The 26,349-nt window shown below is 39.1% G+C and carries 24 protein-coding genes; 14 read left to right on the forward strand and 10 right to left on the reverse strand.

All coding sequences use genetic code 11. The features are described from left to right. Positions 1 to 168 (forward strand): hypothetical protein, encoded by a 168-nt coding sequence (locus ACO1XM_RS07815; protein ID WP_486227582.1) that lies wholly within the window; start codon positions 1 to 3, stop codon positions 166 to 168. A 2-nt stretch (positions 169 to 170) separates the two neighbouring features. Here ACO1XM_RS07815 and ACO1XM_RS07820 read toward each other — a convergent pair whose 3' ends face one another. Genes ACO1XM_RS07820 through ACO1XM_RS07830 form a run of 3 tightly spaced genes read right to left on the reverse strand, consistent with a single transcriptional unit; the run spans position 171 to position 4,493 of the window. Beyond that, positions 171 to 605: a response regulator gene (locus ACO1XM_RS07820; RefSeq protein ID WP_486227584.1), complete on the reverse strand. Its 435-nt coding sequence runs from the start codon at positions 603 to 605 to the stop codon at positions 171 to 173. Between the two features lie 33 nt (positions 606 to 638). Beyond that, positions 639 to 1,130, reverse strand: coding sequence for a sensor histidine kinase (locus ACO1XM_RS07825; RefSeq protein WP_486227586.1), 492 nt, complete (start codon positions 1,128 to 1,130; stop codon positions 639 to 641). Positions 1,131 to 1,133: 3 nt separating this feature from the next. After that, a complete protein-coding gene (locus ACO1XM_RS07830; protein ID WP_486227588.1) occupies positions 1,134 to 4,493 on the reverse strand; it encodes a PAS domain S-box protein in 3,360 nt (1,119 codons plus the stop codon). Positions 4,494 to 4,694: 201 nt separating this feature from the next. Here ACO1XM_RS07830 and ACO1XM_RS07835 point away from each other — a divergent pair, with 201 nt between their 5' ends. The 9 genes from ACO1XM_RS07835 to ACO1XM_RS07875 all read left to right on the forward strand — a co-directional run bounded on the left by ACO1XM_RS07835 (position 4,695) and on the right by ACO1XM_RS07875 (position 10,794). Next, positions 4,695 to 5,069, forward strand: a complete 375-nt coding sequence (locus ACO1XM_RS07835; protein WP_486227590.1) for a response regulator transcription factor — start codon at positions 4,695 to 4,697, stop codon at positions 5,067 to 5,069. 5 nt (positions 5,070 to 5,074) lie between these two features. After that, a complete protein-coding gene (locus ACO1XM_RS07840; protein WP_486227592.1) occupies positions 5,075 to 5,731 on the forward strand; it encodes a response regulator transcription factor in 657 nt (218 codons plus the stop codon). A gap of 261 nt (positions 5,732 to 5,992) precedes the next feature. After that, on the forward strand, positions 5,993 to 6,703 hold the full coding sequence (locus ACO1XM_RS07845; protein WP_486227594.1) for a hypothetical protein: 711 nt from the start codon (positions 5,993 to 5,995) through the stop codon (positions 6,701 to 6,703). A gap of 19 nt (positions 6,704 to 6,722) precedes the next feature. Further along, complete coding sequence (locus ACO1XM_RS07850) at positions 6,723 to 7,391, forward strand: sensor histidine kinase (protein ID WP_486227596.1); 669 nt, start codon at positions 6,723 to 6,725, stop codon at positions 7,389 to 7,391. A 4-nt stretch (positions 7,392 to 7,395) separates the two neighbouring features. Next, positions 7,396 to 7,839 (forward strand): hypothetical protein, encoded by a 444-nt coding sequence (locus ACO1XM_RS07855; RefSeq protein WP_486227598.1) that lies wholly within the window; start codon positions 7,396 to 7,398, stop codon positions 7,837 to 7,839. Next, positions 7,836 to 8,402: a hypothetical protein gene (locus ACO1XM_RS07860; protein WP_486227600.1), complete on the forward strand. Its 567-nt coding sequence runs from the start codon at positions 7,836 to 7,838 to the stop codon at positions 8,400 to 8,402. Before ACO1XM_RS07855 ends, ACO1XM_RS07860 begins: the two co-directional genes overlap by 4 nt. A 4-nt stretch (positions 8,403 to 8,406) precedes the next feature. Further along, positions 8,407 to 10,080 carry a response regulator gene (locus tag ACO1XM_RS07865; protein WP_486227602.1) on the forward strand — a complete coding sequence of 558 codons (1,674 nt, stop codon included), beginning with the start codon at positions 8,407 to 8,409 and terminating at the stop codon, positions 10,078 to 10,080. Further along, positions 10,077 to 10,436: a hypothetical protein gene (locus ACO1XM_RS07870; RefSeq protein ID WP_486227604.1), complete on the forward strand. Its 360-nt coding sequence runs from the start codon at positions 10,077 to 10,079 to the stop codon at positions 10,434 to 10,436. The genes ACO1XM_RS07865 and ACO1XM_RS07870 overlap by 4 nt, the downstream gene beginning before the upstream one ends. Further along, complete coding sequence (locus tag ACO1XM_RS07875; protein WP_486227606.1) at positions 10,414 to 10,794, forward strand: response regulator transcription factor; 381 nt, start codon at positions 10,414 to 10,416, stop codon at positions 10,792 to 10,794. Before ACO1XM_RS07870 ends, ACO1XM_RS07875 begins: the two co-directional genes overlap by 23 nt. Positions 10,795 to 10,864: 70 nt before the next feature. On the opposite strand, the gene ACO1XM_RS07880 is transcribed toward ACO1XM_RS07875, so the two are convergent. The 3 genes from ACO1XM_RS07880 to ACO1XM_RS07890 form a co-directional block, all read right to left on the reverse strand. Further along, positions 10,865 to 13,303, reverse strand: coding sequence for an ABC transporter permease (locus ACO1XM_RS07880; protein WP_486227608.1), 2,439 nt, complete (start codon positions 13,301 to 13,303; stop codon positions 10,865 to 10,867). Between the two features lie 329 nt (positions 13,304 to 13,632). Continuing rightward, positions 13,633 to 14,835 carry a hypothetical protein gene (locus ACO1XM_RS07885; RefSeq protein ID WP_486227610.1) on the reverse strand — a complete coding sequence of 401 codons (1,203 nt, stop codon included), beginning with the start codon at positions 14,833 to 14,835 and terminating at the stop codon, positions 13,633 to 13,635. A gap of 403 nt (positions 14,836 to 15,238) precedes the next feature. Further along, entirely contained in the window at positions 15,239 to 18,481 is a 3,243-nt protein-coding gene (locus ACO1XM_RS07890) for a S41 family peptidase (protein ID WP_486227612.1), read from the reverse strand. A gap of 188 nt (positions 18,482 to 18,669) precedes the next feature. Between ACO1XM_RS07890 and ACO1XM_RS07895 the strand changes: the two genes are divergently transcribed. Together ACO1XM_RS07895 and ACO1XM_RS07900 are read left to right on the forward strand one after the other, a co-directional pair. Further along, on the forward strand, positions 18,670 to 19,653 hold the full coding sequence (locus ACO1XM_RS07895; protein ID WP_486227614.1) for an aspartyl protease family protein: 984 nt from the start codon (positions 18,670 to 18,672) through the stop codon (positions 19,651 to 19,653). Next, positions 19,650 to 21,068, forward strand: coding sequence for a glycogen-binding domain-containing protein (locus tag ACO1XM_RS07900; RefSeq protein ID WP_486227616.1), 1,419 nt, complete (start codon positions 19,650 to 19,652; stop codon positions 21,066 to 21,068). The genes ACO1XM_RS07895 and ACO1XM_RS07900 overlap by 4 nt, the downstream gene beginning before the upstream one ends. Here ACO1XM_RS07900 and ACO1XM_RS07905 read toward each other — a convergent pair. Next, positions 21,062 to 22,201, reverse strand: a complete 1,140-nt coding sequence (locus ACO1XM_RS07905; protein ID WP_486227618.1) for a CaiB/BaiF CoA transferase family protein — start codon at positions 22,199 to 22,201, stop codon at positions 21,062 to 21,064. The genes ACO1XM_RS07900 and ACO1XM_RS07905 overlap by 7 nt on opposite strands. A gap of 80 nt (positions 22,202 to 22,281) precedes the next feature. Here ACO1XM_RS07905 and ACO1XM_RS07910 point away from each other — a divergent pair, with 80 nt between their 5' ends. Continuing rightward, positions 22,282 to 22,821, forward strand: a complete 540-nt coding sequence (locus tag ACO1XM_RS07910) for an HD domain-containing protein (protein WP_486227620.1) — start codon at positions 22,282 to 22,284, stop codon at positions 22,819 to 22,821. Between the two features lie 168 nt (positions 22,822 to 22,989). Here ACO1XM_RS07910 and pepE read toward each other — a convergent pair whose 3' ends face one another. Next, positions 22,990 to 23,700: a dipeptidase PepE gene (pepE, locus tag ACO1XM_RS07915; RefSeq protein ID WP_486227622.1), complete on the reverse strand. Its 711-nt coding sequence runs from the start codon at positions 23,698 to 23,700 to the stop codon at positions 22,990 to 22,992. 69 nt (positions 23,701 to 23,769) lie between these two features. Between pepE and ACO1XM_RS07920 the strand changes: the two genes are divergently transcribed. After that, the gene (locus tag ACO1XM_RS07920) at positions 23,770 to 23,916 is read left to right on the forward strand and encodes a hypothetical protein (protein WP_486227624.1); all 147 of its coding nucleotides are present in this window, start codon (positions 23,770 to 23,772) and stop codon (positions 23,914 to 23,916) included. 18 nt (positions 23,917 to 23,934) lie between these two features. Here ACO1XM_RS07920 and ACO1XM_RS07925 read toward each other — a convergent pair whose 3' ends face one another. Next, positions 23,935 to 24,843, reverse strand: a complete 909-nt coding sequence (locus ACO1XM_RS07925) for a YitT family protein (protein WP_486227625.1) — start codon at positions 24,841 to 24,843, stop codon at positions 23,935 to 23,937. Between the two features lie 50 nt (positions 24,844 to 24,893). Beyond that, entirely contained in the window at positions 24,894 to 26,285 is a 1,392-nt protein-coding gene (locus ACO1XM_RS07930) for a peptidase associated/transthyretin-like domain-containing protein (protein ID WP_486227627.1), read from the reverse strand. Between the last annotated feature and the right edge of the window lie 64 nt (positions 26,286 to 26,349).

Consider the following 26,349-nt stretch of genomic DNA (forward strand, 5'->3'; position numbering starts at 1 on the left):
ATGAAATCCGCTGAATTAATCGATAGGTCTGGTCAGGAGCATTTAGAATGGGAGGACGAAACAGAAGCCTGTGAGGAAGATTTAGCCAGTATGGGTAAATGCGTTATCTCGATGGGCATTGGTGTAATCCTGACAATAGGCGTTTCCCTCTACTTCCTGCTGGCTTAGTTCTATAAGTTGCCCGGCAGCCTGGCTACACTTAGCCAATAGTATTCTACTTGTGCAATTACGTGCAGGAAGCTATCTAAATCGATTGGTTTTGTAACAAATGAATTGGCATGGTTCGCATAAGAACTGGCAATATCATCGGGTAAGGATGAAGTACTCAGCATCACAACGGGTATCTGCTTGAATGAAGCATGTGTTTTAATAAATTCCAGTACTTCATGACCACTTTTCTTGGGAAGATTAATATCCAATAAAATAAGGTCAGGCAATTCCGGGCGTGGATTACGCATTTGATTTTCCAGAAAATCAATACCTGCTGCACCATCTCTGGCTACACTGATTCTGATAGAAGTTTTGCTGTTGTTCAATGCTTCTTTGGTAAGCAACACATCTCCTTCATTATCTTCGATCATTAAAATATGCTTATCTGTAGCCATAGATTGCCGCGCCAACTTAATAACCAAAAGTAACTAAAATCCTGATAGTAAGCGTTCATTATCTGTATTCTTATGAAGGGTGAAATAAAAGGTGCTTCCTTGCCCCTCTTCAGACTTAACCCAAATTTTTCCACCCATGTTTTCAATTATTTTCTTACAAATTGTTAAGCCCATACCCGTTCCTGGGTATTCGTTTCTGGTATGAAGTCGTTGGAAAATGACAAATATCTTATCATAGTAATCTTCTTTAATGCCTATACCGTTATCTGAAATAGAGAAAAGCCACTCTTTTTCCATTTCTTTTACTTCAATTTTAATAATTGTTTTTACTGCCTTATTGTGGTATTTAAGCGCATTGCTGAAAATATTATGAAATACCTGTCGTATAGGTGCTTTACTCGCATAAAGTTGTGGTAAATTTTGCACAACTACTTCTGCCGGGATCTCGTTGATCTGTGTTCTATATAAAGAGAGTAACTCTTTTACAATGTCATTGAGGTCTATGCTTTCTTTGTTTTGCTTCAATCTTCATATTCGTGAGTATTCCAATAAGTCCAGGATAATCTGTCTCATCCTTTGTGCTCCGTCAACGGCAAAATGGATGTATTGCTTAGCACGGTCATCCAATTGCTCTTTGTAGTTCTTTTCTAATTGTGTAAGAAAACTACTGACCATGCGCAAGGGTTCTTGCAGATCATGGGATGCTACATAGGCAAACTGTTCTAACTCTGCATTAGATAGGGCCAACTGCTTGGCCTGTGCAGTCAGTTCATTATACATCTTTTGCACCTGCTGCTCTGTTTTTTTTCTGTCTGTTACGTTTTTAAAATACACAGACAATCCATTGGCTGAAGGATATGCACTGATCTCCACCCACATATCAAGTGTTTCATACCTGGCTTCGAAATGTACAGCAACACCTTCTTTCATGGCTGTGTGGTACTGATGATAAAAGATACTGTCAATAGCATCGGCAAATACATCCCATAAATTTTTACCCAGTACTGCGGACTTGGTCATACCTAAAATTACCTCCGCTTCCTTATTCCAATAAGTAATAACCCAATGATTATCTACCGCAATAAAAGCATCACTAATACTTTCGAGGATAGCATTTTTTTCTCTGAGGGCTTTCAAAGAATTCTCTTCTGCTGATTTCTGCGCGTGTATGTCCTGAAAACTTCCATACAACCTAATACATTTCCCATCCTTATACTCCGCTTTGCCTATACTTCTGATCCAGCGTTCGTTGCCTTTGGCAGTAATAATAGGAAGTTCAAAATTCCAGGGTTCTCCTTTTTTTATAGCTACATCTACATAGCTTTCAACAAGGTGTCTTACATCTTCCCTGTAAAACTGAATGCCGTTTTCAAGTGTGGGTACATGGTCTTTTCCAACTTCATGTATCTCTCTGGTCATATCTGAAAACACAACAGTATTTGTTTCAAGATTTGCTTCCCACCCACCAATCCTGGCTAATCTGTTTGCCTCATCTAATAAATCCTGAAGCTCTTTGGTAGCAGTAACATCTCTGCCGTATCCAAATAGGTAATGACCTTCACCTAGAAAAGGGGAAGAACTCCATGAAATCCATTTCAGTTTTCCGGATTTACTGACATACCTGTTAATAAAATTATTTGCGTTTCGCGAACCATCAATTGTTTCGGTGTACTCAGTTGTTGTCTGAACTAAATCTTCTTCGTAAATAAATTCAGAAAAAGGTCTCGATATGAGTTCCTCAGCGGTATAGTCCAGCAGCTTACAAAAAGCGGGATTAACTTTAGTAAAATAACCATCCGGTCCGGTAATGCACATGATATCCGGACAAGTATTAAAAATCTGACTCAACTCATTTTCTAATTGCTTTCTTCTTATTTCAGCACCCAGGCGGTCAGCAAATCCGTAAAAAACAGGTTGAACAATTCTTTCTTCAACCACACTTTTAATTGAACCCAAAACTAAAACACCAATAAATTCAGTACCATAAATTAACGGTACCCCTACCACTTCTTTAAGTCCGACAAGTTGTGCTGCATGGCCACGAACAAATTTTTCATGTTTAGGACCACTCTCCCACTTTTGAACGATACCTTTTTCCCAAACTACACCTGGTAAGCCTTCGCCTTTCACAAAGGTTTTAATATTGCGGGTCTCATCATAAAATTGTTGTAATGTCGGATCATCACTTACCATGGCAAATAATGAAATTTTCTTTTTGTCAGGACTAAGGAGCCAAATCTCAACAAGCTGATCATTGGTGAATTTTCTGATGGTCTCTGCCACCTGCTTACAGATGTGATAAAGATCGTTCTCCTGGTTACCAAATAAATGACCTATTTCTGCCAACAGTGCCTTTTGAATATCTTCACTTTTGTGCTGAGAAATATCGCGCATCGATCCGACCATGCGTATGGCTTTACCATCTCCATCGCGTAGCACAGTGCCACGATCAAAAACAAAAACATATGCACCCTTGGCATTTCTGTAACGGTATTCAGCACTCCATTTACTACTCTTCCCCTGTATCAGTGTGTTAATACTTCCTACAACACGTTTGAAATCTTCTGGATGAATGTGGTCTGTCCAGGTGGTACTATCACTTCCCAGTTTCTTCAGATTAAAACCAAACATGGTTTGAAATCCTTCACCCCAGAAAATTGTATCCGTTACCAGATCCCAGTCCCAGATGGCGTCTAAGGTTGCCTTGGTCACAAAACGATACCGCTCGTTACTTTCATGAAGCGATTTAAAAGCTTCAATTTTTTCTGTTACGTCCCGTGAATTAGCAACCAATCCATTTACTGCCGGATCATCTGACAAATTAACCAAGGTAGTCTCTATCCATCGCCACGTACCATCTTTATGCTTAAAGCGAAAGGGGCCGATCGTAATACGCTTTTCACTACTTACTCTGTTAAAGTTTGATAGTATAGATGGTAAATCAGCTTCATGAATAAATGTGAATACATTCTTACCAACAAACTCTTCAGGCATCATACCCAACACAGATAATGAGGTTGGACTTACATAGGAATAATTTCCGGATAAATCCAGGATACCTATCAGGTCTGATCCATCCTGAACAAGGCTCTTAAAACGTTGCTCGCTCTTTTTTAATTGTTCTTCAATATTTTTTCGTTCGCTTATTTCTTGCATGGTGGTAGAGGCTATCTGTTCACCATCATCATCCGTAAAAATGACTGATGAGAACTCCACCGGGAAGCGTGATCCATCCTTTTTTATTCCAATAACCTCTCCCCTGGCTCTACCCTTCTCTTTTCGTTCTTTTAATTTTTCTTGTGCAATATGATCGCTATGGTCAATGATACCCAATCGGCCAATTTGCCTAAGTTCTTGCTCTGTATAGCCAAACAATTCGCACGCTGCCTTATTCGCCTCAAGTATGGTACCATCCGGCTTTGATAAAAAAATGGCACTGGGCGAATTATCAATGATGACTTTGTACTTAGTTAAACTGTAAGCATCGTACTCCGTTCTTGTTGAAGAATAATCTGCGCGTAATGTCTGTACAATTAGTTGATGCGTACTGCCACTGGATTCAATAGCATTATTCAAGATTTCAAGCTGGGCAGCAGTGCCTTGCTTCGTTTTGACTTGTAGTATAAGCTTATCTGTCTTTTTACTCTTGAGTGAATTCAGGATAGATTCCTCGATAAGCAAGTAGTCTGTAGCTGAAAATTCAAATCGGCTCAGCTTCAGTAAGTCAAATGGATTAGCATTTACAATTTGATCCTCTCCTAAATCTGCTAATAAACAATATGCCTCATTAGCAGAGACAACACTAAAAACTGATTGGTAAAACTCAATGATTATTGTAGGGATAGGGTTGTTTTTGAATGCCGCCAAAAAATAGCTGTTATCTTTCATGTGCATTGGGGGAAGCAAAGTGTATTTTATCAATACGTAAAGACAAAAAAGATAGTCTAACCTATAAAAGGTCGTGAAAAAAATTGACTAAAACAATTAAACAACGTATGCGTAGAAAATTCACTTCCTAACATGGGGCTTTGTTAACAAATTGTGTAATTTGCTTATGCAAAAAATCATTTAAGCTGATATAGTCGACCCATGCCCCAGCACATCCTACTTGTTGAAGATACTGAAGACCTGGGAGAGAACATCAGGGATATTCTCATCATGGAGGGTTATAATGTACAGTGGGAGCGTGATGGCCTGGCCGGTTTGGGTGCTTTTAAACAACAAAGACCAGATCTGATTATCAGCGATATTGTTATGCCACATCTGAACGGGCTGGACTTAATCAGCAAGATCAGGAATACGGCCGGTGGCGAAAATCTTCCTATTATTATACTTTCAGCAAAGGCTACGCCCGAAGATCATCAAAAAGGAATGGATGCCGGAGCAAGCGCATACTTGAAGAAACCTTGCAGAAGCACGGAACTGACTGAAACGGTTCATCTGTTACTTAATCGGGAGAAGTAAAAATTATGATAAATATTTTAATAGTAGACGATCATACTTTAGTGAGAGAAGGCATACGATCGCTCTTAAGTAATGTGGATGATATTGCAGTTTGTGGTTTCTGCTCAACCGGTGAGGAAGCCATTGGATTGGCACGAACACTATCACCTGATATTATCCTAATGGATATCGTGATGAAAGGTATGACTGGTATAGAAGCAACACGATGGATTAAAGAACAAGACAATAAAATAAAAGTAATTTTACTTTCAACAGAAGTAAAAAAAGAATTTGTAGCTGCCGGTATTAAATCAGGTATTGACGGCTATATACCTAAAGATGCATCAGAAGATATTCTGCTGCTGGCTATTCGAACTGTTCAGGCAGGTGAACGTTATTTTACAGAAGCCATTACCAAACTCATCTTTGAAGATTTTTACGAACATGAGAAGAGTGGCAAGAAGCGCGAAAGGAAAATTACTGAGGGCTTGACCAAGCGCGAAAGTGAAATATTACAACTCGTGGCTGAGGGTATTGGAAATAAAGAAATTGGAGAGCGCCTATTTATTAGTGTAAAAACTGTGGAGACCCACAAAACGCATATACTCGACAAACTCGGACTCAAAAACAATACAGAGTTGATTAAGTATGCAATCAAAAATAATATCATCTCTATTGATTAATCATCTTTCCAGCACAATAATAATCTAAGCTTTACTGAAGTCAATTCATTATTCCTGACAGATGTTGATCAGGGATTCCCCTAGACACATCGTTGTTTTTATGATCTACAAAGCACTTTAGGCAAGGCAAACACAAGAATCCCATTGTTTTAAGGCTTTTTGCTGGGATTCCTGATTTCTTGCAAATCAGGAATCCCCTGTCGGATCAGCTTTAGCAAGCCTGCACCTTTGTCTTACCAAAACGAATAAATGGTAAGACATATGAAAACAACGGCAAGTCTTTCAGCATTAAAAGGGATAGTAGTTCTTAGCTCCTTATTTATAGCCTCAATAGCGCAGGGTCAATTATTACGCAGTAATAATCGCGATGTAGCATCTGTTAAAAAAGATCACCTTGGATTCACGGTATCCTTCGGGGTACGCTCATCCACATTATCCAGTAACTATACTGCTATTGATGGTATGCAGGCTTTAGAAGAGGGTGGTTCAGCGGGTTTAGTATGGGGCAGCCGTGCATTCGAAACAAAACTTGTTATTGGTTACTATTACTCAGCTGCGCGTGTAAAACATACCATCGATTTGATTGAGATGGAAGCGAGTTCTCAATTCTACCCGCTTCGTGCCATTACAAAGGGAGATTCAAGAATTAATCCATATTTCTCAGCAGGCGTAACTAAAAATTACTACAAACTTTATGGTTACTATACAAAAGAAGAAAATGCACAGGTAAACTACAGTGTTTCCAGAGAGCCCTACCTCGGCAAGCTTGATGTATACAATGCCTCAGTAGGTGCCGGCATTGCTATCAACATAATGAACAACTATGATTTCGTAAAGCTCTTTGCCGCTACGCAGTACAATAAACCTTTCAGTACAATCGCCTCTAACGATTTCAGGCAAACACAAACTTCAGGTCAATGGAGTTTTAACCTGGGTGTAAGTTTTGGCGCAAATCGCTTAAAAGGCTATTAATATCAAAACGTCTATAGTTATGGATGCTAATCAATTGATCGATCGTTTTATTACAAGCTGCGCACATGATCTGCGATCACCCATTACATCGATTAAGGGGCTTGTACAGGTGGCTGAACTACAACCGCATACAGCAGAAATACATGAGTGCCTTGAACGTATCAACAGCACAACAGATAAAATGGAAAAGCTTTTAAAGTCGTTAGAAGAGTTCTTAATAACCAACCATCACATTACTGAAAAAGTAGCTGGCGACTGCGAAGAGATGACCAATCATGTGCTGAAAAGTTTTGAAGGAATGCTCGATCAGAAATCCATAACATTGAAAAAAAACATAAAAGCAACAGAACAAAATATAGACCCCTATACATTCCCATTAATGCTTACACACTTGCTTAACAACGCAGTGATGTTTCAGGATAAACGCAAGAAAAAGAAACAAATAAAACTAAACATAGACGTTCAGGATCATTTTATGCTACTCCAGGTAAGTGATAACGGCATAGGAATACCTGCTACCATCCAACCGAACATATTCAAACCATTTTATAGAGGCAGCGAACATTCAACTGGTTTAGGTATGGGTCTTTTTCAACTCAGTCGCCTGGTAGAAAAATCAGATAGTCAGCTTTTTTTGATTTCTAAAGAAAACGAAGGTTCAACATTTAGCATAGCTATTCCAGCTTAATTTTATGAAAACACTACTCATCATTTTACTCTTTGCTTCCACTGCTGTTCAGGCGCAGACACTTGTGTTAAGCACCGGTATAGAGAAAACAGTGGCTGATACTGAATCACAATTTATGATGGGCTACCAAAGTAAAAAACAATGGGCTATTGGTCCCTTTTACCAAAACAGTCTCAATAAGTTTATCAATGAAAATAATCGTGAGCAGTCATATTGGTACGGTGCATTTACAACCCTATCAATCGCTAAATCTGAAAAAATATGTTTTTATGCCATGCTGAGAGCTGGTTTAATGGATGAACAATTTGTGGTCATCGTGCCTTCGCTTGAAACAAAAATTAAAGTATCCAAGTGGTTAGCTGTGGGTGTAGCTAGCAGCTACAGACAAGGTTATCCTGCCTTTTCAATTAAAACACAAATCAGTCTTTTTAACCAGACAACTTTATGAAGACATGCATCATCACATTATTCCTATTGGCAGGCTTATTATTTATAGCATGCGAACCAGAAGCAGACCTTTATCGGAATTTTCATTTGAAAGAAGGTGAACACTATGCAACACCAAGGCTGGTAGAGAGCTTGCAAAGTTCAAGACTTGCCTTTTACGCAAAGTTCGATAATTCGTGCCGATACATCTTTGAAGAAAGTGGCTACCAGGATTCAAAGAATAAGCTTCTGGGATTTTCTGACTGCAACTGCATGCATCATGAAAATAGTGCCCGATTTACCTGGCAATGGTTTAACAATCAAATGGAGATATATGCCTACTGTTATGTAAATGGTGAACGTGTTGAAAAATTTATAGGTGTGGTGGAACTTGAAAAAGAAAACCGATACGAAATAGCGTTAACCCCGGATGCCTATCTCTTCAAGCTGAACAATCAGGAATCAGTAAGCATCGCACGAAGTGCCGATTGCAATAAAGGCGTGTATTACATGTTATGGCCATACTTTGGCGGAACATTGCCTGCTCCTCACGACATGCATTTATCCATTAAAATGATCTACTAATACCATGCTGATAACCGACTCTCAATTCGAAAAAGAAAGATTAGCAGCACTGAAAAGCTTTGCTATCAAATATCAGCTTCCTGAAAAAGAATTTGACGAACTTACTCGCTTAGCTGCCATCATTTGCGACAAACCGATTGCCAATATCACTTTTATTGACGCGGATAAACAATGGATAAAATCAAGTATTGGCTTAGAAATTTCATGCACTGATAGAGATACTGCTTTTTGTAACAGAACAATACAAAGCAAAAAGATTTTAGAAATAACAGATGCCAGTCTTGATCCTGAGTTCTGCAACAATCCTTTTGTGCTTGGCGACCCTCATATTCGGTTTTACGCGGGAGCGCCTTTAATTACAGCAGAAGGATATGAGATAGGTTCGCTATGTGTTATCGACCAGAAGCCTGGCTTACTCACCGCAGCGCAACGCGAAGCACTGACTACTTTAAGTCATTCCGTTATCAGCTTAATAGAAAATAGAAAACAACAAAAATTACTGCTTGCTGAGAAACAAAAAGCTGAAGAAGCCAGTAAAGCAAAAGCTGATTTTTTGTCAACCATGAGCCACGAAATAAGAACACCTTTAAATGGTATAGCAGGAATCGCTCATTTACTTATGGAAGAGGATCCTGCACCCCATCAGATAGAATATATTAAAACTTTAAAATTTAGCGCAAGTAATCTAATGTCCATTGTAAATGATATCCTGGACTTCAGTAAAATTGAAGCAGGTAAAATAACCATCGAACAAGTACCCTTCAACCTGATTACCCTACTCTCAGAAATAAAAAACGCCAACTACCTGAAAGCTCAGGATAAGCAAATAAAATTAAAACTGAAACGGGATGACGATATGCCCGAAATGGTTAATGGTGATCCGGTACGATTAGCGCAAATTCTTAATAATCTTGTAAGCAATGCCATTAAGTTCACGCATAGTGGTGAAGTTACCATCGATGTACAGGTGGAAAGTATTCTGGATAAAGAGGTTTATATAAAATTCCTGGTAAAAGATACTGGCATCGGTATTCCGCTTGAAAAGCAAAATCATCTCTTCAAAGAATTCAGTCAGGTAGATGCAACCATTACCCGAAGGTTTGGCGGCACTGGTTTAGGGCTAGCCATTACCAAACGTTTACTTGAATTGCAAAACAGTGCAATTCATGTTAACAGTGAAGTTAATGTCGGTTCAGAATTTAGTTTCATACTTGGCTTTGTAAAGTGTGAACAAGAATTAAACAATGAATCACGGTTGAAAAGTGATATTCCTATTGAAAACTTTCAAGCCTTACAAGGAATCTCCATTTTAATAGCAGAAGACAACCAGGTAAACATACTGATCGCTAAAAAGATCATGAAAAACTGGGGCGTGATTGTGCATCATGCGCAAAACGGATTGGAGGCGATTGCTTTATTACAGAGGCAAAGTATAGATATTATTTTAATGGACTTACAAATGCCCATCATGGACGGGTATGAAGCCACGAAAAAAATAAGAGAAATTGGTTATGAGATAGATGAAGTTCCCATCATTGCACTCACAGCATCTGCCATGCTCTCAGAAAAAAATCAGGCATTGGACGTGGGTATGAATGACTTTATTACAAAACCTTTCAACCCCGCTGAGCTTTATACCAAATTAAAAAGACACTTACCAAACAAAATAAACAAATGAGAGAATTATCAAGCTACCTGGAAAGCGATTCAGCATTTGCGCAGGCCTTATTAGGCTCCTTCATAGAAAACCTAGCAAGCTTCAGACAAGATTTTCTGCTTGCAGTAAAAGCACAGGAAGAAAAGCAATACAAGGAAGCCTATCATAAAATAAAAACAACCCTGGGGTATGCGGGCAATGCAAAACTTAAGGAGCAGTGTGAGCTGATAGCTGAATTAATTAAAAGGGAAGGTATTGCTGCGGTGGACATACGACTCCAAAATCATTTATGTCGCTTGTGCACTAGCTCTATATATGAATTACAAAAACAACTAATACACTATACTACTGCCTATGAAGATCTTAGTGTGCGATGATGATCCTGTCGTAATCAATATCATACGATTTAAACTGCAGCGAGAAGGGCTCGGAGAAGTTATCGTGGCTGTTGATGGACGAGAAGCCCTAGCGCATATAAAACTCAACAATATTAAGCTAATCATTACTGATATTCAGATGCCCTTTCATTCTGGGTTAGAGATTATCTCGTTTGTACGAAAAGATCAACGCTTTAAAACCCCAATCCTGGTACTCTCTGCCGAAGGACTGGAAGATAATGTACTAAAGGCTTTTGAACTCGGTGCTGACGATTACATGGTAAAACCCTTTAGCTTGCCAGAGTTGACTGTGCGGGTCAAGCGACTGTTGGGGAGGGAGTCAGGAGGGAGTAAGTAATAGACAATGGGATATCAAAAGTTGACAATAGGCAATGGACAATTAATAATCAGCCGCTGTTCAAAACTAATCACTCATAACGGAGCGTCTTACTTGGATTAGTCAGCGCAGCTTTTATAGTTTGAGAGCTCACTGTTAATAAAGCTACCAACAATGCTGCAAAAGTAGCCAAAGCAAAAATGCCAAGGTTTAAACTCACTTTGTAAGCAAAACCGTCCAGCCATTTGTCCATAAAATACCAGGCCAGCGGCCATGATATTAAATTGGCTATAATAACCAGCATAATAATCTCTTTAGAAAGAATACCAACGATATGAGCCGTAGAGGCACCCAGTACCTTGCGAATACCAATCTCCTTCACGCGCTGCATGGTATTAAAAGTGGCCAGACCAAACAAACCCAGACAGGCAATAACAATAGCCAGTATAGAGAAGGTTGTGAACAATTGGCCTTGTTTCTGTTCTGCCTCATACAGTTGTCTGTATTGCATACTTAGAAAGTCATATTCAAAAGGGCGATGAGGAATAAAACTTTTCCAAACACTTTCCAAGTGAGCAATTGCAGTCTGCATATCGTTACCGGAAATCTTCACTGAAATTCTGTTGTAAAACGAAGACGCCTGAAAGACCATAGGAATAATTTCTTCATGCAATGATTCAAAATGAAAATCACGCACTACGCCAATTACACGACCCCTTACTCCTCCGTACTGAAAATCACGAGTTAGTATATCATTGCTGCTGAGGCCAAGCATTTTTACAGCCGATTCATTTAATATGAAACCGAGGGAATCGTCAGTGAGTATTTCTCTTGAAAAATTCCTGCCTGCCACAATAGGTATTTTATATGTATCAAAAAACTCATGGTCTATCCGAATGTTCTTTAAAATTACATTCGCTGTGCTCATGGAATCACCTTGCTGTATTTGTGCTGCCCCTTGTGAGTCAAGTAGACGTCCAGTCGGTATTCTGCTAGATCGGGAAACATTTTTTATAGAAGAGTGCTTCAATACCTCATTATAAAAAGCATCATAGTTATCTGATAAATCTGTAAAGTATCGCAAAGTCAGTACCTGATCTTTGGCATACCCAAGATCTCTGTTATTCAGGTAATTAAGTTGTTGAAAAGTAATGGCAGTAGCAATCATCAGCACGATAGATATTGTAAACTGAACCACCACAAGTGTTTTGCGAATACCTCCTTTTCCTGCTGCTGATCCCTTCTGCCCTTTTAATATCTGCACAGGTTGAAAACCCGAAATAATAAAAGCAGGATAAATACCGGCAATGATGCCGATCACTATTGTAAATAAAAATACACTTCCTGTCAGTGGTAGATCAGTTAGAAAATTCAGCGTAATGGACTTTCCTGTGAAATCATTTAACCATTGCATGGCGAACCAGGAAAAGCCAAGAGCGATAATTAATGCAAACAAGGCTATCAGTACAGATTCACTCAGGTATTGTGTAATCAATTGTTGCTTTAACGCTCCGGATACTTTACGCATACCCACTTCCTTGGCGCGTTTGGTTGCTCTCGCTGTGGATAAATTAACGAAGTTAAAACAGGCAATGAGTATGATGAAAATTCCAATCACCGACATCATATAAACATTGGTGATGTTACCGTTTGTTTCAATTTCCGAATCCAGATGTGAGTGCAAATGAATATCGGTAACTTTTTGCATGAAAATCTTAGTGAATGTAGAAGGAAGCGGTCCGTTATTGGCAGCTAACAGCGGCCCCATGTGTTTATCCAAAAAATCTGGGAACTGCGCCTCTGTCACTTTCTGATCGAATCCCTCTTTTACCAAAACATAAGTACCAAAAGAATTATTACCCCAATTGGTCTCCAATCTCCTTCTTCCATAAATTGTGCTATCATTTAATGTGGAGAAAGAAATTAAAATTTCAGGATGCCAATGTGCCTGTCGCGGTAGATCATCGAATACACCCGTTATCGCTAGATCATAATTATTACTCAATCGTAAAGTCTTGCCTACTGCAGGTTCTTCACCAAAATATTTTTTTGCTGTTGCTTTCGAAAGCATCGCGGTGAAGGGATCGTGTAATAATTTATCAGGATTACCATCACTTACTTGTATGTCGAATACCTTAAATAATTCAGGCTCTACATAAAAAAGCCTCTCTTCATTAAACGATTTTACTTCTTCACCTTCCGTCCGATACGCTAATAGTGCACGTGTTTGCAGTGTTCTTACCACTTCTTCAAAATCACCGAAATCATTCTTTAATAAAGGCCCGAAAGGCGGTGCCACATGACCCAGATGAAGATTGACAGATCCATCCGGTGACAGGAAGTTGCGCGTCATCCTATAGATTCTGTCTGCCTTCGTATTGTATCGATCATACTGTAATTCATCATCTACATATACGTATATCATCAAGGCGCAAAGGAGAGCTAATGCTAAACCGGCAATGTTAATAAAGGCTGTCAGTTTATTTCGGAAGATAGAGCGGAGGGCTACTTTGATGTAGTTTGTCAACATACGTGGTGGGTCTATGTGATTAAGAACTCTGCAAAAACGTGTTGGTTACAAAAATCATGCGTAAAAAGTATTTGTACCGATTAGACCTCGAAACCTCAATTTGGGTAACCCAAAATGGCGTATTTTTTCTTACGCTGTTACATACCTTTAAGAAAAGTAATCATAGCTATTGTTCAAAATCGTACAATAAGCGTCCTAATCTAAAACAACAAGAACAGGTCATTTTATGAGAAGATAAAACTTCAAACGCCAGTGGCACTCAATAAAAAAAGATGGGTTAGTGAATCCATTTCACTAACCCATCGTCCATGTTTACAACCTATTTTAAGTTAATATGCCACACGATGATGTTGTGTGCCTATTCTACGGCTGTTTTGATCAGCTAATGTTTCTTGATTATTATAATAGAAATTGAATTGATTAACTTTGTTTGTCAAACTAGCGCATTGATTGGATGATACTTTTGAGCACCAATACGATAAAAAATCAGGCTTAAATGGCCAAACCTGATAATGACCTTCATTCTTATTGTTAGTAAGTTCGTACATCATAATTACACTATCTACTTTGGCATCCCTGTCAAATTCTTCAAAGAAATAGGATTCACTAGATGAGAGAGGAATGTTACGAAGGTCATATGCATCAACAAAGGGCTTATTACCGAGTAAGTTTACTGCACGATCCACGAACAAGCTTGAATTATTTTCTCCTTCTAATGGATTGTTAACAAATGTTACTAATGCGTAAAAATATCCAGCAGGATGTTCCCCCGTCAAATTATTGACATGACGATCCAAATCTATAACATCAACTTTCAGAGCATAATCTTCTAATAAGTCAATTCGCGTATACAATTTTCCTTTATCAGCTGGGAAATAAACTGTTGCTTTTCCAGGAAACTGCTTGACAATAAAGTCATCACTATCCTCAGGAATTAATTCAAAACTTAACTTGGTCGCTTGTTTAAGCATTTCAAATTTATAATGTTGCTCGTGTGGAATGTGCCCCGCCTTGGTTAATTTGAAACTATAACGTTCAGCAATTGGAACTGCTATGTCTATCTTCTCCGCTATGTTCCAAGATTTACTCCAAACAATCTGCCCTTGAGCATTTTTTGCAAAGGCTTCAAAGAGACCGTTCACTGAGCCTGTATAATCTTCATCGGCCACTGTCGCATTTACCTCAAATGACTTGTAATCAATAAGTCCCAGTAAAAAGGTAGCATAACCAAAATCTTCAGGTGAGGTCTCGGCCACATTTACAGCTTCCATAAACACTTCTGTAGTGGCGCCATCGGCATTAACTACAAACGATACAGGGAGGGGATTCGTTACTAATGATGCTAGAGGAGAATTTTCCAAAGGTGTGGCATATAACACATTTTGATCAGCATCTGTAACAAAAAATTTGGTAACATTATAAGCCCCTGCCTCTAGTTCAAGCTCCTGACTTACAAAACTATCATTGAAACGAATCAACTCAAATGTTTGCATGTCATGCACGGATGTACCTCCTGCTGTTTCTATACTCACTACAATATTCTTTATTTTATCGAGATTGTTTGAATTAGTTCGGCCTGTGTTTGCATTGCCCATGGTGTTGATGGATAGCTTTGCTTTCCCGAATTTTTTAATCTCACTTTGCTCATCATCACAGGAGAGCATTAAGAAGATACATGATAAGATACTTAACAATCGAATAGTCATCTGTATAATATTTTTTACAGTTGCAAGTAACTTATTGGGCACGCTATAATCTATAGTACTTAAGTTCAGTCTATTCTTCTATCTGGTAGATGTATCTTACGCCCATTATAAGAATTCTCATGCACTGTAGGCGCTAAAACTAGCATTGGATAGTTTTGCGTTCGTATTAAAGAAAAAAAAGACTGTCTCAAAACCTGAGACAGTCTCCAAAATAAATTTTCTACTCGTATCAATTCTTCTTTACAGGTCTCTTATACTTCACTGGTGGTGCTGGCTCTGGTTTAATTTCAACTGCCTGAGTCTTCATCAATTTCAAAGCCTCTTCTACAGCACGTTCTAATTGAGGATCGCGACCTTTAATTACATCAGCAGGACTTTGTTGTACTTCAATATCTGGCGATATACCAACACCCTCTACTGCCCACTCGCCATTAGCATCATAGAAACCTCCCCGTGGTGCCACCATACGTCCACCATCTACAAATAAGGGAGTATCCCAGGTGCCTACTAAACCGCCCCAGGTTTTTGTTCCTACCAATGGACCAATTTTCATTTTATTAAAAAGGTATGGAAGTAAATCACCGCCAGAACCTGCGCGTTCATTAATCAACATCACTTTCGGACCAAATATCCCCGCATTGGGTGTTAAAAAAGGACGATGATCACTCGCCTTGCTGTTGAAATAACCATGTAATTGTCTGGCCATAATATCAACCATATAATCAGCAGCAGAACCTCCTCCATTATTACGTTCATCAATAATGGCACCCTTCTTATCCTGTTGTGCAAAATAGTATCGGTTAAAAGAAGTGTACCCTGGATTGCCTGTATTAGGCACGTACACATAGGCCAATTGTCCTTTCGACAACTCATCAACCTTTCTTCTATTACTCTCAACCCACTCTACATTTCTCAACTGATTCTCATTTTCGACAGGCACAACGGTTACAACCCTGGAACCTTCCATTGAGGGCTTGCTGTTTACACGGATTTTGATTTGACGATTAGCTGTTGCTTCAAAATATTTATATAAATTATCTGATGTTGAAATAGTCTGACCATTTACCTCTAATAAATAATCTCCAGGATTAATGTTTACGCCTGGTTCTCTCAGTGGTGCTTTTAAATCAGGATTCCAGTTTTCACCTAAATAAGTTTTCCTAAAACGATAGTATTTGTTGTCAACTTCATAATCGGCACCTAATAAGCCTACTGGAACTGTTTTAACATCAGGAAAATCTCCACCACTGGTATACGAGTGACCCACCGCTATTTCTCCGCCCAGTATATCAACAATATAATTTAAATCAGTGCGATGTCTCACATGTTCTACCCAGGGGCTATACCATTTGTATACATCATTCCAAGGTGCTCCATGTGTATTGTTTACGTACAAGAAATCTCTTTGGTATCTCCAGCCTTCACGAAAAATCTGTTTCCATTCATCTAAAGGATTTACTTTCACTTTCATTGAAGCGATGGATTCTAACTTGCCATCACCTGTTTTTTTATTTGAATCACTGGTTCCTAAAATCCCCCAAACACTATTACTTCTGTACAAAATAGATTTTCGATCATTAGAAACCGACATATCATTTAATCCTGATAAGAAAGTTTCTGATTTTAAATCTTTAAAGTTATAACGATGCAAAGTAACACCTTGTTGGTTCGGCACTGCTTCTGCATAAAATACATAACCGTCAGGCCCAGGTAATAAAGCTGTGTAATTGCGCATAGGAACATTCACTGCCAATATGCGATTACTTAAACCATTCATATCAATTTTAACAAGGGGCGTTGCAGCTGCATCCTTCTTCTCTTCTTTAGCCTTTTCTTCATCGCTGCGCGGTGCTAAAGGCGAGGCGTCATCTTTATTTAATACAATCAGGTAGAGTGCCCTCGTTATCGGTCTCTCATACGAACTCATGTCGAGCCAACCAGTATTCAAACCATAATTGGTGCTGGCCAGAAAATACAAATACTTGCCCGTAGCATCCCACACTGGAGAGATTGCATCAGCTAAACCATCTGTTAACTGTAAGCTTTGATTTGTCTCAACATTGTATACCTTAATTACTTTAAAATGATTGTCTAGCAAACGTGCATAAGCAATCCATTTACTATCGGGCGACCACACAGGATTTAATGAACGGTTTGGATGGGCATATCTTTCCGTATCTACTTTTTTAATAGCGGCAGTGTTTACCTCCACACTCCATAAATTATAATCAGTATCTGTAAACGATAAGTACTTTCCGTCTGGTGACCATGCAGGCCTGAAGAAAAATGTTGGGTTAGGAATTGAAATCGCTTTTGGCTTTTCCAGACCTTCCTGATCACCAATCATGAGTTGATACTCACCGCTGGCATCACTAAACCAAGCAATCTTCTTTCCATCGGGCGACCAAACCGGAAAGCGATCTGCTGAAGCGGAATTGTTGGTGATGTTTCTCCAATCACCTTTTTCTTTGGGTGCTGTAAAAATTTCTCCCCGGTATTCAAACAAAGCACGCTGCCCGGTTGGAGATAAGGATGCATTTTGTAAAGTCGCTGCCGCAACATCTTCCCAACGTTCGCGTGCCCAGTGAAAATCGCCCTTCACCTGAATGGTTAATTTCTTACTGGTAGCATTGGCTACATTTAATACGTGTAAATATCCGCCCTGCTCATAGACAACGTTACCGCTATTCGCATCTAAACTTTTTACATCAAAATCAGCATGAAACGTTAACTGCTTTAATTCTTTTGTGGCCGGATTAAATGACCACACGTTGTTTGCATAATCGCGCTCACTTAAAAAGTAAACAATATTATTTAACCAAACAGGATCTGTGTGGCGTTCATTATCAGTTTGTGGGGTTTGCATCAATTCAAATGTTTTCATGTCCGCAATCCAGATTGGTTTTGCCTGTCCTCCTCTGTAGTTGCGCCATTCCGGATCCCAAAATCCAATTTGCTGATAGGCCATGTATTTGCCATCCTCCGATATTTCTCCCGCTACTGCTCTTGGAATGGGTAAGGCCTCCTCCATACCACCATTTTTATTAATCTTAAAAATTTTTGATTCTTTTGTTGGTACTGATTCTCGTGCTGAAGCAAATAAAATGGATGTTCCGTCAGGTGTCCATCCGGTTACATTATCAACACCGGGGTGCCAGGTAAGACGTTGTGGTTGCCCACCTTCTACCGGAATCAGGTATACATCGGTATTACCATCGTATTGAGCTGTAAAGGCAATTAATTTACCGTCAGGCGAAAAGTGTGGCTGACTCTCCTGCCCTTCGTTACTGGTTAATCTTTTCGCATCACCTCCATCTTTTCCAACAATCCAGAGGTCGTTGGCATAAACAAAAACAATGTTGTCGTTACTGATGGTGGGTTGCCGTAATAACATGGTGCCCTGCGCCATTGCACTAAAGCAGGCCAAGATGGCTAAGGCTAAGGTCAGTGTTACTTTATAAGGTTTTTTCATAATAGAAGGAATTTAATATTGGAAGATAAGCCCCCGTTTTCAATTATAACTACCGAAAAAATAAATTACTGGAGTTTTAGCGCCCAAATGTGGCCTATCGTGTAAGTCTTGACTGAAAAAAATTGTTTAAGCATAAAACAAAAACTATTTTTATAAGCTATCGTATTTATCATTTCAAGTCCACCTCTTTGAAACTCATTGCCTGCATATTACTCTCACTACTATTATGCTTTACAGGCAAAGCAAATACTAAAAATCCCATTTCAGGCAACTCACTCATTTTAGACCTCCATTTAATTGGTGTTAAGCCAAAAGGAAATTTTGAAACACTGATTATCCCCATAAAACGAATAGACAGGCTTCTTTTGATTGAAGCACGTATTGATACCATGCAGGGTAATTTTATTATTGATACTGGGGCACCCGATCTTATTCTCAATCATACCTACTTCAGAAAATACTGGGTAAGTTCAGATGCCATCGCCAGCAATGTTGGTGGTATTCCCTCCGGCCCCGCTAGAAATACCTGGATCGATCAGCTTGAAATCAGAGAACTGCGCTTTGAGCGGATTAAGGCAAAGCTTACAGAACTAAGTCATATTGAAAACCGAAGCAGTGTAAAAATTCTCGGTTTGTTGGGGGTTGACATTTTTAAGGAGTTTTCAATGACCATTGATCTTCAAAAAAATATTCTCGTACTAAAAAAACTCGACAAAAAAGGAAACGAGCTCAGTAATCAGGAGAATCCGTTTACGGCTAAAATGATGAAAATCCCTATTAAAATCGTGAATAGTACCATTATGTTACAGGGTGTGGTAGCTGGAAAAAAACTAAATCTCTGCTTAGACAGTGGCGCAGAAACCAATGTGATTAACGGTAAAGTATCAGATAAAGTGCTTAAAAAATTTACTTTGGCACGAAGATCGGTGTTACTCGGTACGGGTGGGGCAAAAGTAGAAGTGTTAGTGGGCCGATTGGATGATTTTTCCATTGGTAGCATGAACCTGAGTAATCTCCCAACTGTTATCAGTAATCTGGAGGAATTTGGTGAAGCTTCAGAACAGCAAATTGATGGTATGGTCGGGTTTGAATTCTTGAATAAGGGTATAATTTGCATAAACTTCAAAAAGAAAGAATTAACTGTTTATGCTTTTGAGAACTTGAATGAATGATTAGGTACGCTACAATATTATCTGTTATCATCATTGCATGGCAAACAGCGTTTGCGCAGCCTGTGGGTATCCGTATTGTCGGCAATACAATCGTGCTTACTCTTAGTGCAAAGCTGCCCTTACAAGAGCAGGAGGCGATTATTAACAACTTTGGCTTAACTGGTTTATCGATCGATTCGCTCTGGCGATTCGGAAGTCTGGGTAAATGGTCTGCCGAAGGCTGGAAAATTCAACAGAATAGCAAGGGCAATATTTCTATATGTAAACCTGTAAGTGAGTTGTCTGGAAAAGTGCTGAAGGGTGTTGGGGCTTATATGCCCAACGAAATGACGAACCTGATCGCTGAGCAAACAAGAGCTACTTTCGGAACCAATAACTTCAAAAAACAAGTAATCAAAACTTTGCCCAATGGTAAAACGCGTTTCTATGTAGATGGAAAACAAGAGGCGCGCAGCATCTATTTATCAGGAACTTTTAACGAATGGAGTACAATGCTCACACCTATGACACGGGTGGATAGCGGTTGGATTGCGGATGTTGCCTTAAATCCTGGTAAGCATTGTTATAAATTCATTGCCGATGGTTACTGGTTTCATGATAGCCAGAACAAACAGCAAGAGGATGATGGCTACCACGGTTATAATTCCATCTACTTTACCTACAACCATACCTTTGTACTGAAAGGATATCTACAAGCCAAGGAAGTAATTGTTGCCGGCAGCTTTAATGAGTGGAATGAGAAAAAATTAAAAATGACAAGAACCCGCGATGGCTGGTCGCTCCCCATGTTTTTAAAAGAGGGTTCGCACTACTATAAATTCATTGTTGATGGCCAATGGATAACGGATCCTGCTAATCTTAAACAACGCGATGATGGTTTTGGAAATATAAATTCAGTAATAGAATTAGGAGAAACCTACACCATTTCCTTAAAAGGTTTTTCGACTGCTAAAAATGTTTTCATTGCAGGAAGCTTTAACGATTGGCGGGATAAAGAATTAAGAATGAAGCAAACTGCTACCGGTTGGGAATTACCCATTACACTCGCCTCAGGCAATTATGAGTATAAGTGTATTGTCGATGGAAAGTGGATTGCCGACCCGGGCAATCCAAATATGAATACTGAAAGTGGCAATTCATTTCTAGCTTTTAATGCCAACCACACTTTTACATTTAAGGCAATAGACAAAAAATTTGCAGAGGTAAAAGTGGCTGGCAATTTTAATGGCTGGAACAGTATCACTATGACAAAGGTAAATGATCGCTGGAAGTTGGATGTCTACGTGCCACCTGGTAAGTGCCTGTATAAATTTGTTGTTGATGGTAATTGGATTCTGGATCCTGGCAACGATCAGTGGGAGGATAACGAATTTCATAACGGAAATTCAGTGCTCTGGGTAAGTTCAAATCAATAAGTTTCTATCTGGCTAAGTATTTGATCTGTATGCTCGCCAAGGTGGGGCGGTGCTAATAATTTATCTGTTGACTTTACTTTATTATCATTTGTCAAATTACCAACAAAAGTTCTGATTCCTGTCAAACCATTTTCAAATATCATTAATTCTTCCGCCTGCTTCATAGTTAATGCCTGTGCTACATCTTGTATAATACCAGCAGGGATTTTGAGTTGCTGAAGCTGAGGTAGTAAATGCGTTGATGCCTGCTCACCGATTAATACTTTAAGTTCTTTATCCAATGAAAGGCGATTGAGTACTCTTGTATAATTGGATGCGTACAAAATATCTTCTGCTAATAAGGGTTTACCCAACACCAAACATAAATCTCTAAACTGCTTATCATTACCAACGGCCAGCAATAATTCTTTGCCATCGCTGGTTTTAAAGACTTCACCATAAGGCGCAATGTTCGGATGTATTGAACCCTGCTTTTGCGGAACCTTGCCGGCCACTAAAAAATTAGTTGCCTGATTTGCCAAAGAGGCTATGGCTGTTTGTATCAATGAAACTTCTGCCAGACAGCCCTCTCCTGTTTTCTCTCGTCTTAGCAAAGCTATTAATAAAGCTTCCTTTAACTGATGCCCAGCCAGGATGTCGATAAGTGCTACGGGCATTTTTAAAGATGCGCCCTTGGGTTCACCATTCATAAACATAAAACCTGACTCTGCTTGTATTACCGCATCATATCCCACGCGCGCATCATGGGAACCATAACCGGTTATTTGTCCGTAAATTAGTTTTTTGTTGTTAGTTATTAGTTGTTCATAGGCTACACCTAGTTTCTCTGCATCGCCTGGTTTATAACTGGCAATTACTACATCTGATTTTGCCGCCAGCTGCTGAACAATTTTCTTTCCTTCTGTAGAAGTTAAGTCGAGTGCAATTGATTTTTTTCCCCAATTCACCGAACAAAAATAAGCAGAGCGATCATCGGTCTGTTCGCCTGCACTTTTCCAGCTTCTGGTAACATCACCACCCGTTTTACTATTTTCTACTTTAATAACAGTAGCCCCCAACTCTGCAAAAAACTGTCCGACACTGGGGCCGGCAAGTACTGAAGCCAATTCTAACACCTTAATCTCTTGAAACATGTCGAAAAATTACGAATTACGATTGACGAATTACAATTTTGCATTTGTCTTCTGAGGGCAGGTTTGTTATTTTGGATGCTATGAACCGTACTGAAGCTCGCGAACTACTCAGCTCCATGACCAAAAATGCCAGTCTTTTAAGACATATGCGTACCATTGAACTGGTAATGGAGGCCTATGCTGAAAAATTAGGTGAAGATAAAGAAGAGTGGGCCATAGCCGGATTATTGCATGACGCTGATTATGAAGCCTGGCCGGAACAACATCCGAATATTATAGTAGCCAAATTACGTGAAGCAGGTGAAGAGAGTATTGCACATGCTATCTCAGCGCATTATACAAAATGGAATATACCCTATAATTCGTTATTAGATAAAGCTCTCTTAGCCTGCGATGAATTAACAGGTTTTATTGTGGCTTGTGCGCAAGTAAGACCTGAAGGCATTGCCACATTGGAAGTTAAATCAGTAGTAAAGAAGTTGAAAGACAAAAGTTTTGCCGCTAAAGTCGAAAGAGATGAAGTTTACACAGGGGCGACATTGTTTGGCGTTGACTTGAACGAACACATAGGCTTTATTATTGAAGTGTTAAAGAAAGAAAGAATAGCCCTGGGTATCTAAAAAAACTGCTAGTCCTGTCTTTACTCAAAATCCATCTGACCGCTGTTTACTTCCGCTTTCAGCGGTCTGACGGATGGTCTCTTTTGTGAAATTTTTATTGCCTTTAAAACTTGAGGTGTACAAAGGGATTAGCGGATCTAAAACTTTGTGTTAACACAATAATCTACCTTAAGCTAATAAAAAAGAAACATCGGCTTCAGCTTTAATAGCCTGTATTGTCTTGTTCGCTTCATAAATTTTAGCTTCTCCACTTCCCTTTAAAGTCAGCTTATTGTCCTGGCGTTCTAAGAGCATACCTTCCGGCAGCCCCACTACTCGCTTGTCAGCATTTAACACTAAAAACTCTTCTAACCTGTCTCTGCGGGTTTCTCCACCCTGGCCTTCAAACTTCAGTTCATGGTAATGTGGATTAATCTGGAAGGGCACCAGGTTCAATGCATTCAAAGACCTTGGCTGTACAATAGGCATATCGTTGGTCGTCTTGATGGTTGGGCAGGATAAGTTCGCCCCGGCACTCCAGCCCAGATAGGGTGTGCCTCTTTCAACTTTTTGTCTTACCAGTTCCAGTAGGTCAAACTCATACATCCGCGACAGCAAAGCAAAAGAATTGCCACCACCCACAGCAATAAAGCTTGCCTCCTCAACAGCCTTTTGCTTGTCTTTCAACTGGTGGAAACTACTCAATTCAAAGCCCATTCCGGCAAAGGCATCCTTCACGAGTTGCTCGTATTCATCAAAGGAAAAAGTAACGGCAGCATAAGGAATAAACAGACCTTTTCCATCAATTCCAGCCAAAAACCTGGAAACGTGTGGTTTAGGCCAGGTAAAAAAGGGTGTGCCAGGCATGGTGGAGTTGCTGAGTAACAAGAGCTTAGACATGATGAGAGAATTTAAGAAATTTTAACAGAAAAATCATCGTAGGGTTTCGCTGCAAAAGTCTAAATTTGTATGATCAAACAAAAAGCCATGTTTACACAATACACAGGTGACGGAGTGAGTATCTTTATTGCGATTGTAGCCGTGTTGGTAGGATTTGCTACTGCTATTGGTTATATCGATTTCTTAAAGACTAAAAAGCAGGAGAAAAAGGACTAAAATCTTTTTCTTCTGCCACTAGTCACCCAAGGCACGCTTCTTAATCATTCCGCCCTTAATATCGCCTACGCTGTGCTCTACTACAAAGGCGTCATCATCAATCTTGGCGATTTCCGTTTTCAGTTTTTGTAACTCCAATCTCGTTATAAAGGTATAGGTTACATCATATTCCTGCTGATGTCCGCGTTTGCCATAGCCGCCTTTACCCTTTACCACGGTTACCCCTCTGCCCATATTGTTTATGATGGCCTCCTGAATTTCCCTGCTTTTGTGGGAAACAATCATCACACTGATATACTCTTCAATACCGTGCACGACAAAATCCACCGTTTTAGAGGCAACCAGATAAGTAAGAATAGCATACAGTGCTGTCTCTATGTTAATCAGGTATGCAGCTACTGAAAAAATGATGATGTTCAGCATGAGAATAATGTCGCCTACAGAAAGTGTAGTTTTCTTACTAGAATAAATGGCCAGCACTTCTGTTCCATCAATAACACTACCACCACGAATAGATAAACCAATACCTGCGCCCAAAAAGAACCCACCAAATATTGCTATTAGTAATTTATCAGAAGTGATAATAGGGAATTCAATCACTGCGATGACAAGTGCCAAGCCTGCAATGGCCACCAATGTTTTTAATGCAAATTTTTTCGAAACCTGTGTGTATGCAATGATGATAAAAGGGAGGTTAATAATCACCACCAGTACCGATAGATTAATGCCTGTTAATAATTGGATTAGTAAGGAGATACCCATTACACCACCATCCAAAAAATTGTTGGGTAACAAAAAACCCTTTAAGCCCAAAGCCGCTGAAAAAATACCGGTTGTAATAAATAGCACATCTTTAACCGCACGTTGAAATTCAATTTTGCGATTTCTTGTCTGTTTGAGTTCCTGAAGCCGTTGGGAAGATGACATGCTACCAAGATAACAATAAAGAACCGCTTTTAGAATGAGGAATCAGGCAACTAAAAAGTTCCGTTCAAATAAGTAATAGGATTAATGGGGCATGTACCACAATTCATAATGGGCTGTAAAAAGTAGTTGTTTCTGATCAATTGCGGAAGGTGCCACTCATCATCCGCTAATCTACTGTTATTCATTCTATTAGCATCTATCTCAGAAGGTAATACAGGCTTACCCTTCACCATGTCAATATCAGAAACCATCAGTGAAAAATAATAATAGAGCAGTCTTTCGCCTGAAAGTGATGCCGGGGATGTTCTCTTAACAATCACATCCAAGTTTTTTAAATAATACTTTTTATTAATGCATTCATATGATGCTGACACGTGAAGTTTACTGTAAGGCTTACCTGCGGCATCGAAGGTATTAACCTTTATTACAGCATGACTTATCGAGAAATCTTCTGCGTTAATCAAGAAAAAACCTAACACGGCAGAAACAGATTTATTTTTTATTAAGTTATTGGTAATCATACTGTCTATGGCATGATCCGTAAAGTTCTTACCAGTCATCTTCGATAGTTCCTTCAATTTTTCACGGTGCATTCTTAGTGTTTGGGTATCGATCTCGTTTTTCAACTTCAGATTATCGGATCCTTTCAATACCTTAGGATAAACTGCTATCAAATAGTGATCAACACCGGTTATGGGTACAATAGCAATAATTCTTTGATCTGTATTATTATAAAATCCTTCTGAAAACATGGTTGGCAATGCATGGTTTTTTTTCAGCAAGCCAATATTGATAGGATCAAATGAGTAAAGTGTTTCGAAAGAAATATGATTACGCTTATTTGAGATACCCGAAAGTATAGTTGGCAAGGTATCGTATAATAAAAAGTCATTGCTAAAAGTTCTTGAAAGGATATGATACTTTGGAAATACACCAAGCGTATCAAGACCTTGATTAATAAATTCACCTGAATCGCGTGCAACTGCTAGTATAGATGTGTCATTGTCATAATAAACCAACTGCTCAGTTGCGTACTTAGCAAGATAAGGCCTCGTTCTATAATTTTTAAAACCTTTATTTTCTACCTTTTTAAATATTTTTTTTGCACTCAATTCAGCAACTACTAATTCTGGCAATACTTTATCATCAGGGTTAATTAGTAAAATATTTTCTGAAGCAATGGCACCAATTGAGGTTAATATGTTACGGTAGCCAACACAGCTGATTTCAACTTTAGCATCAAGTGTGTTTTCATTGTAATTAATGACAAATTTACCAGACTGATTTGTAACAACCACCTTACCCGATACTTGAATATGAGCAAATGCTACAGGCGTCTTACTTTCAGCATCTAATAATTGTGCTGAAATACTCTTTAACGGTTGGCTGTAAATCGTATGTGAAATTAAAAGAACTATTAAGAAAAAAAATATTCTGAACATGAGTCAAATTAAGTTTACCACTATGGAATTATCTGAAAATTATACGACATACAATTACCATATT

It is taken from the genome of Chryseotalea sp. (assembly GCF_057350905.1).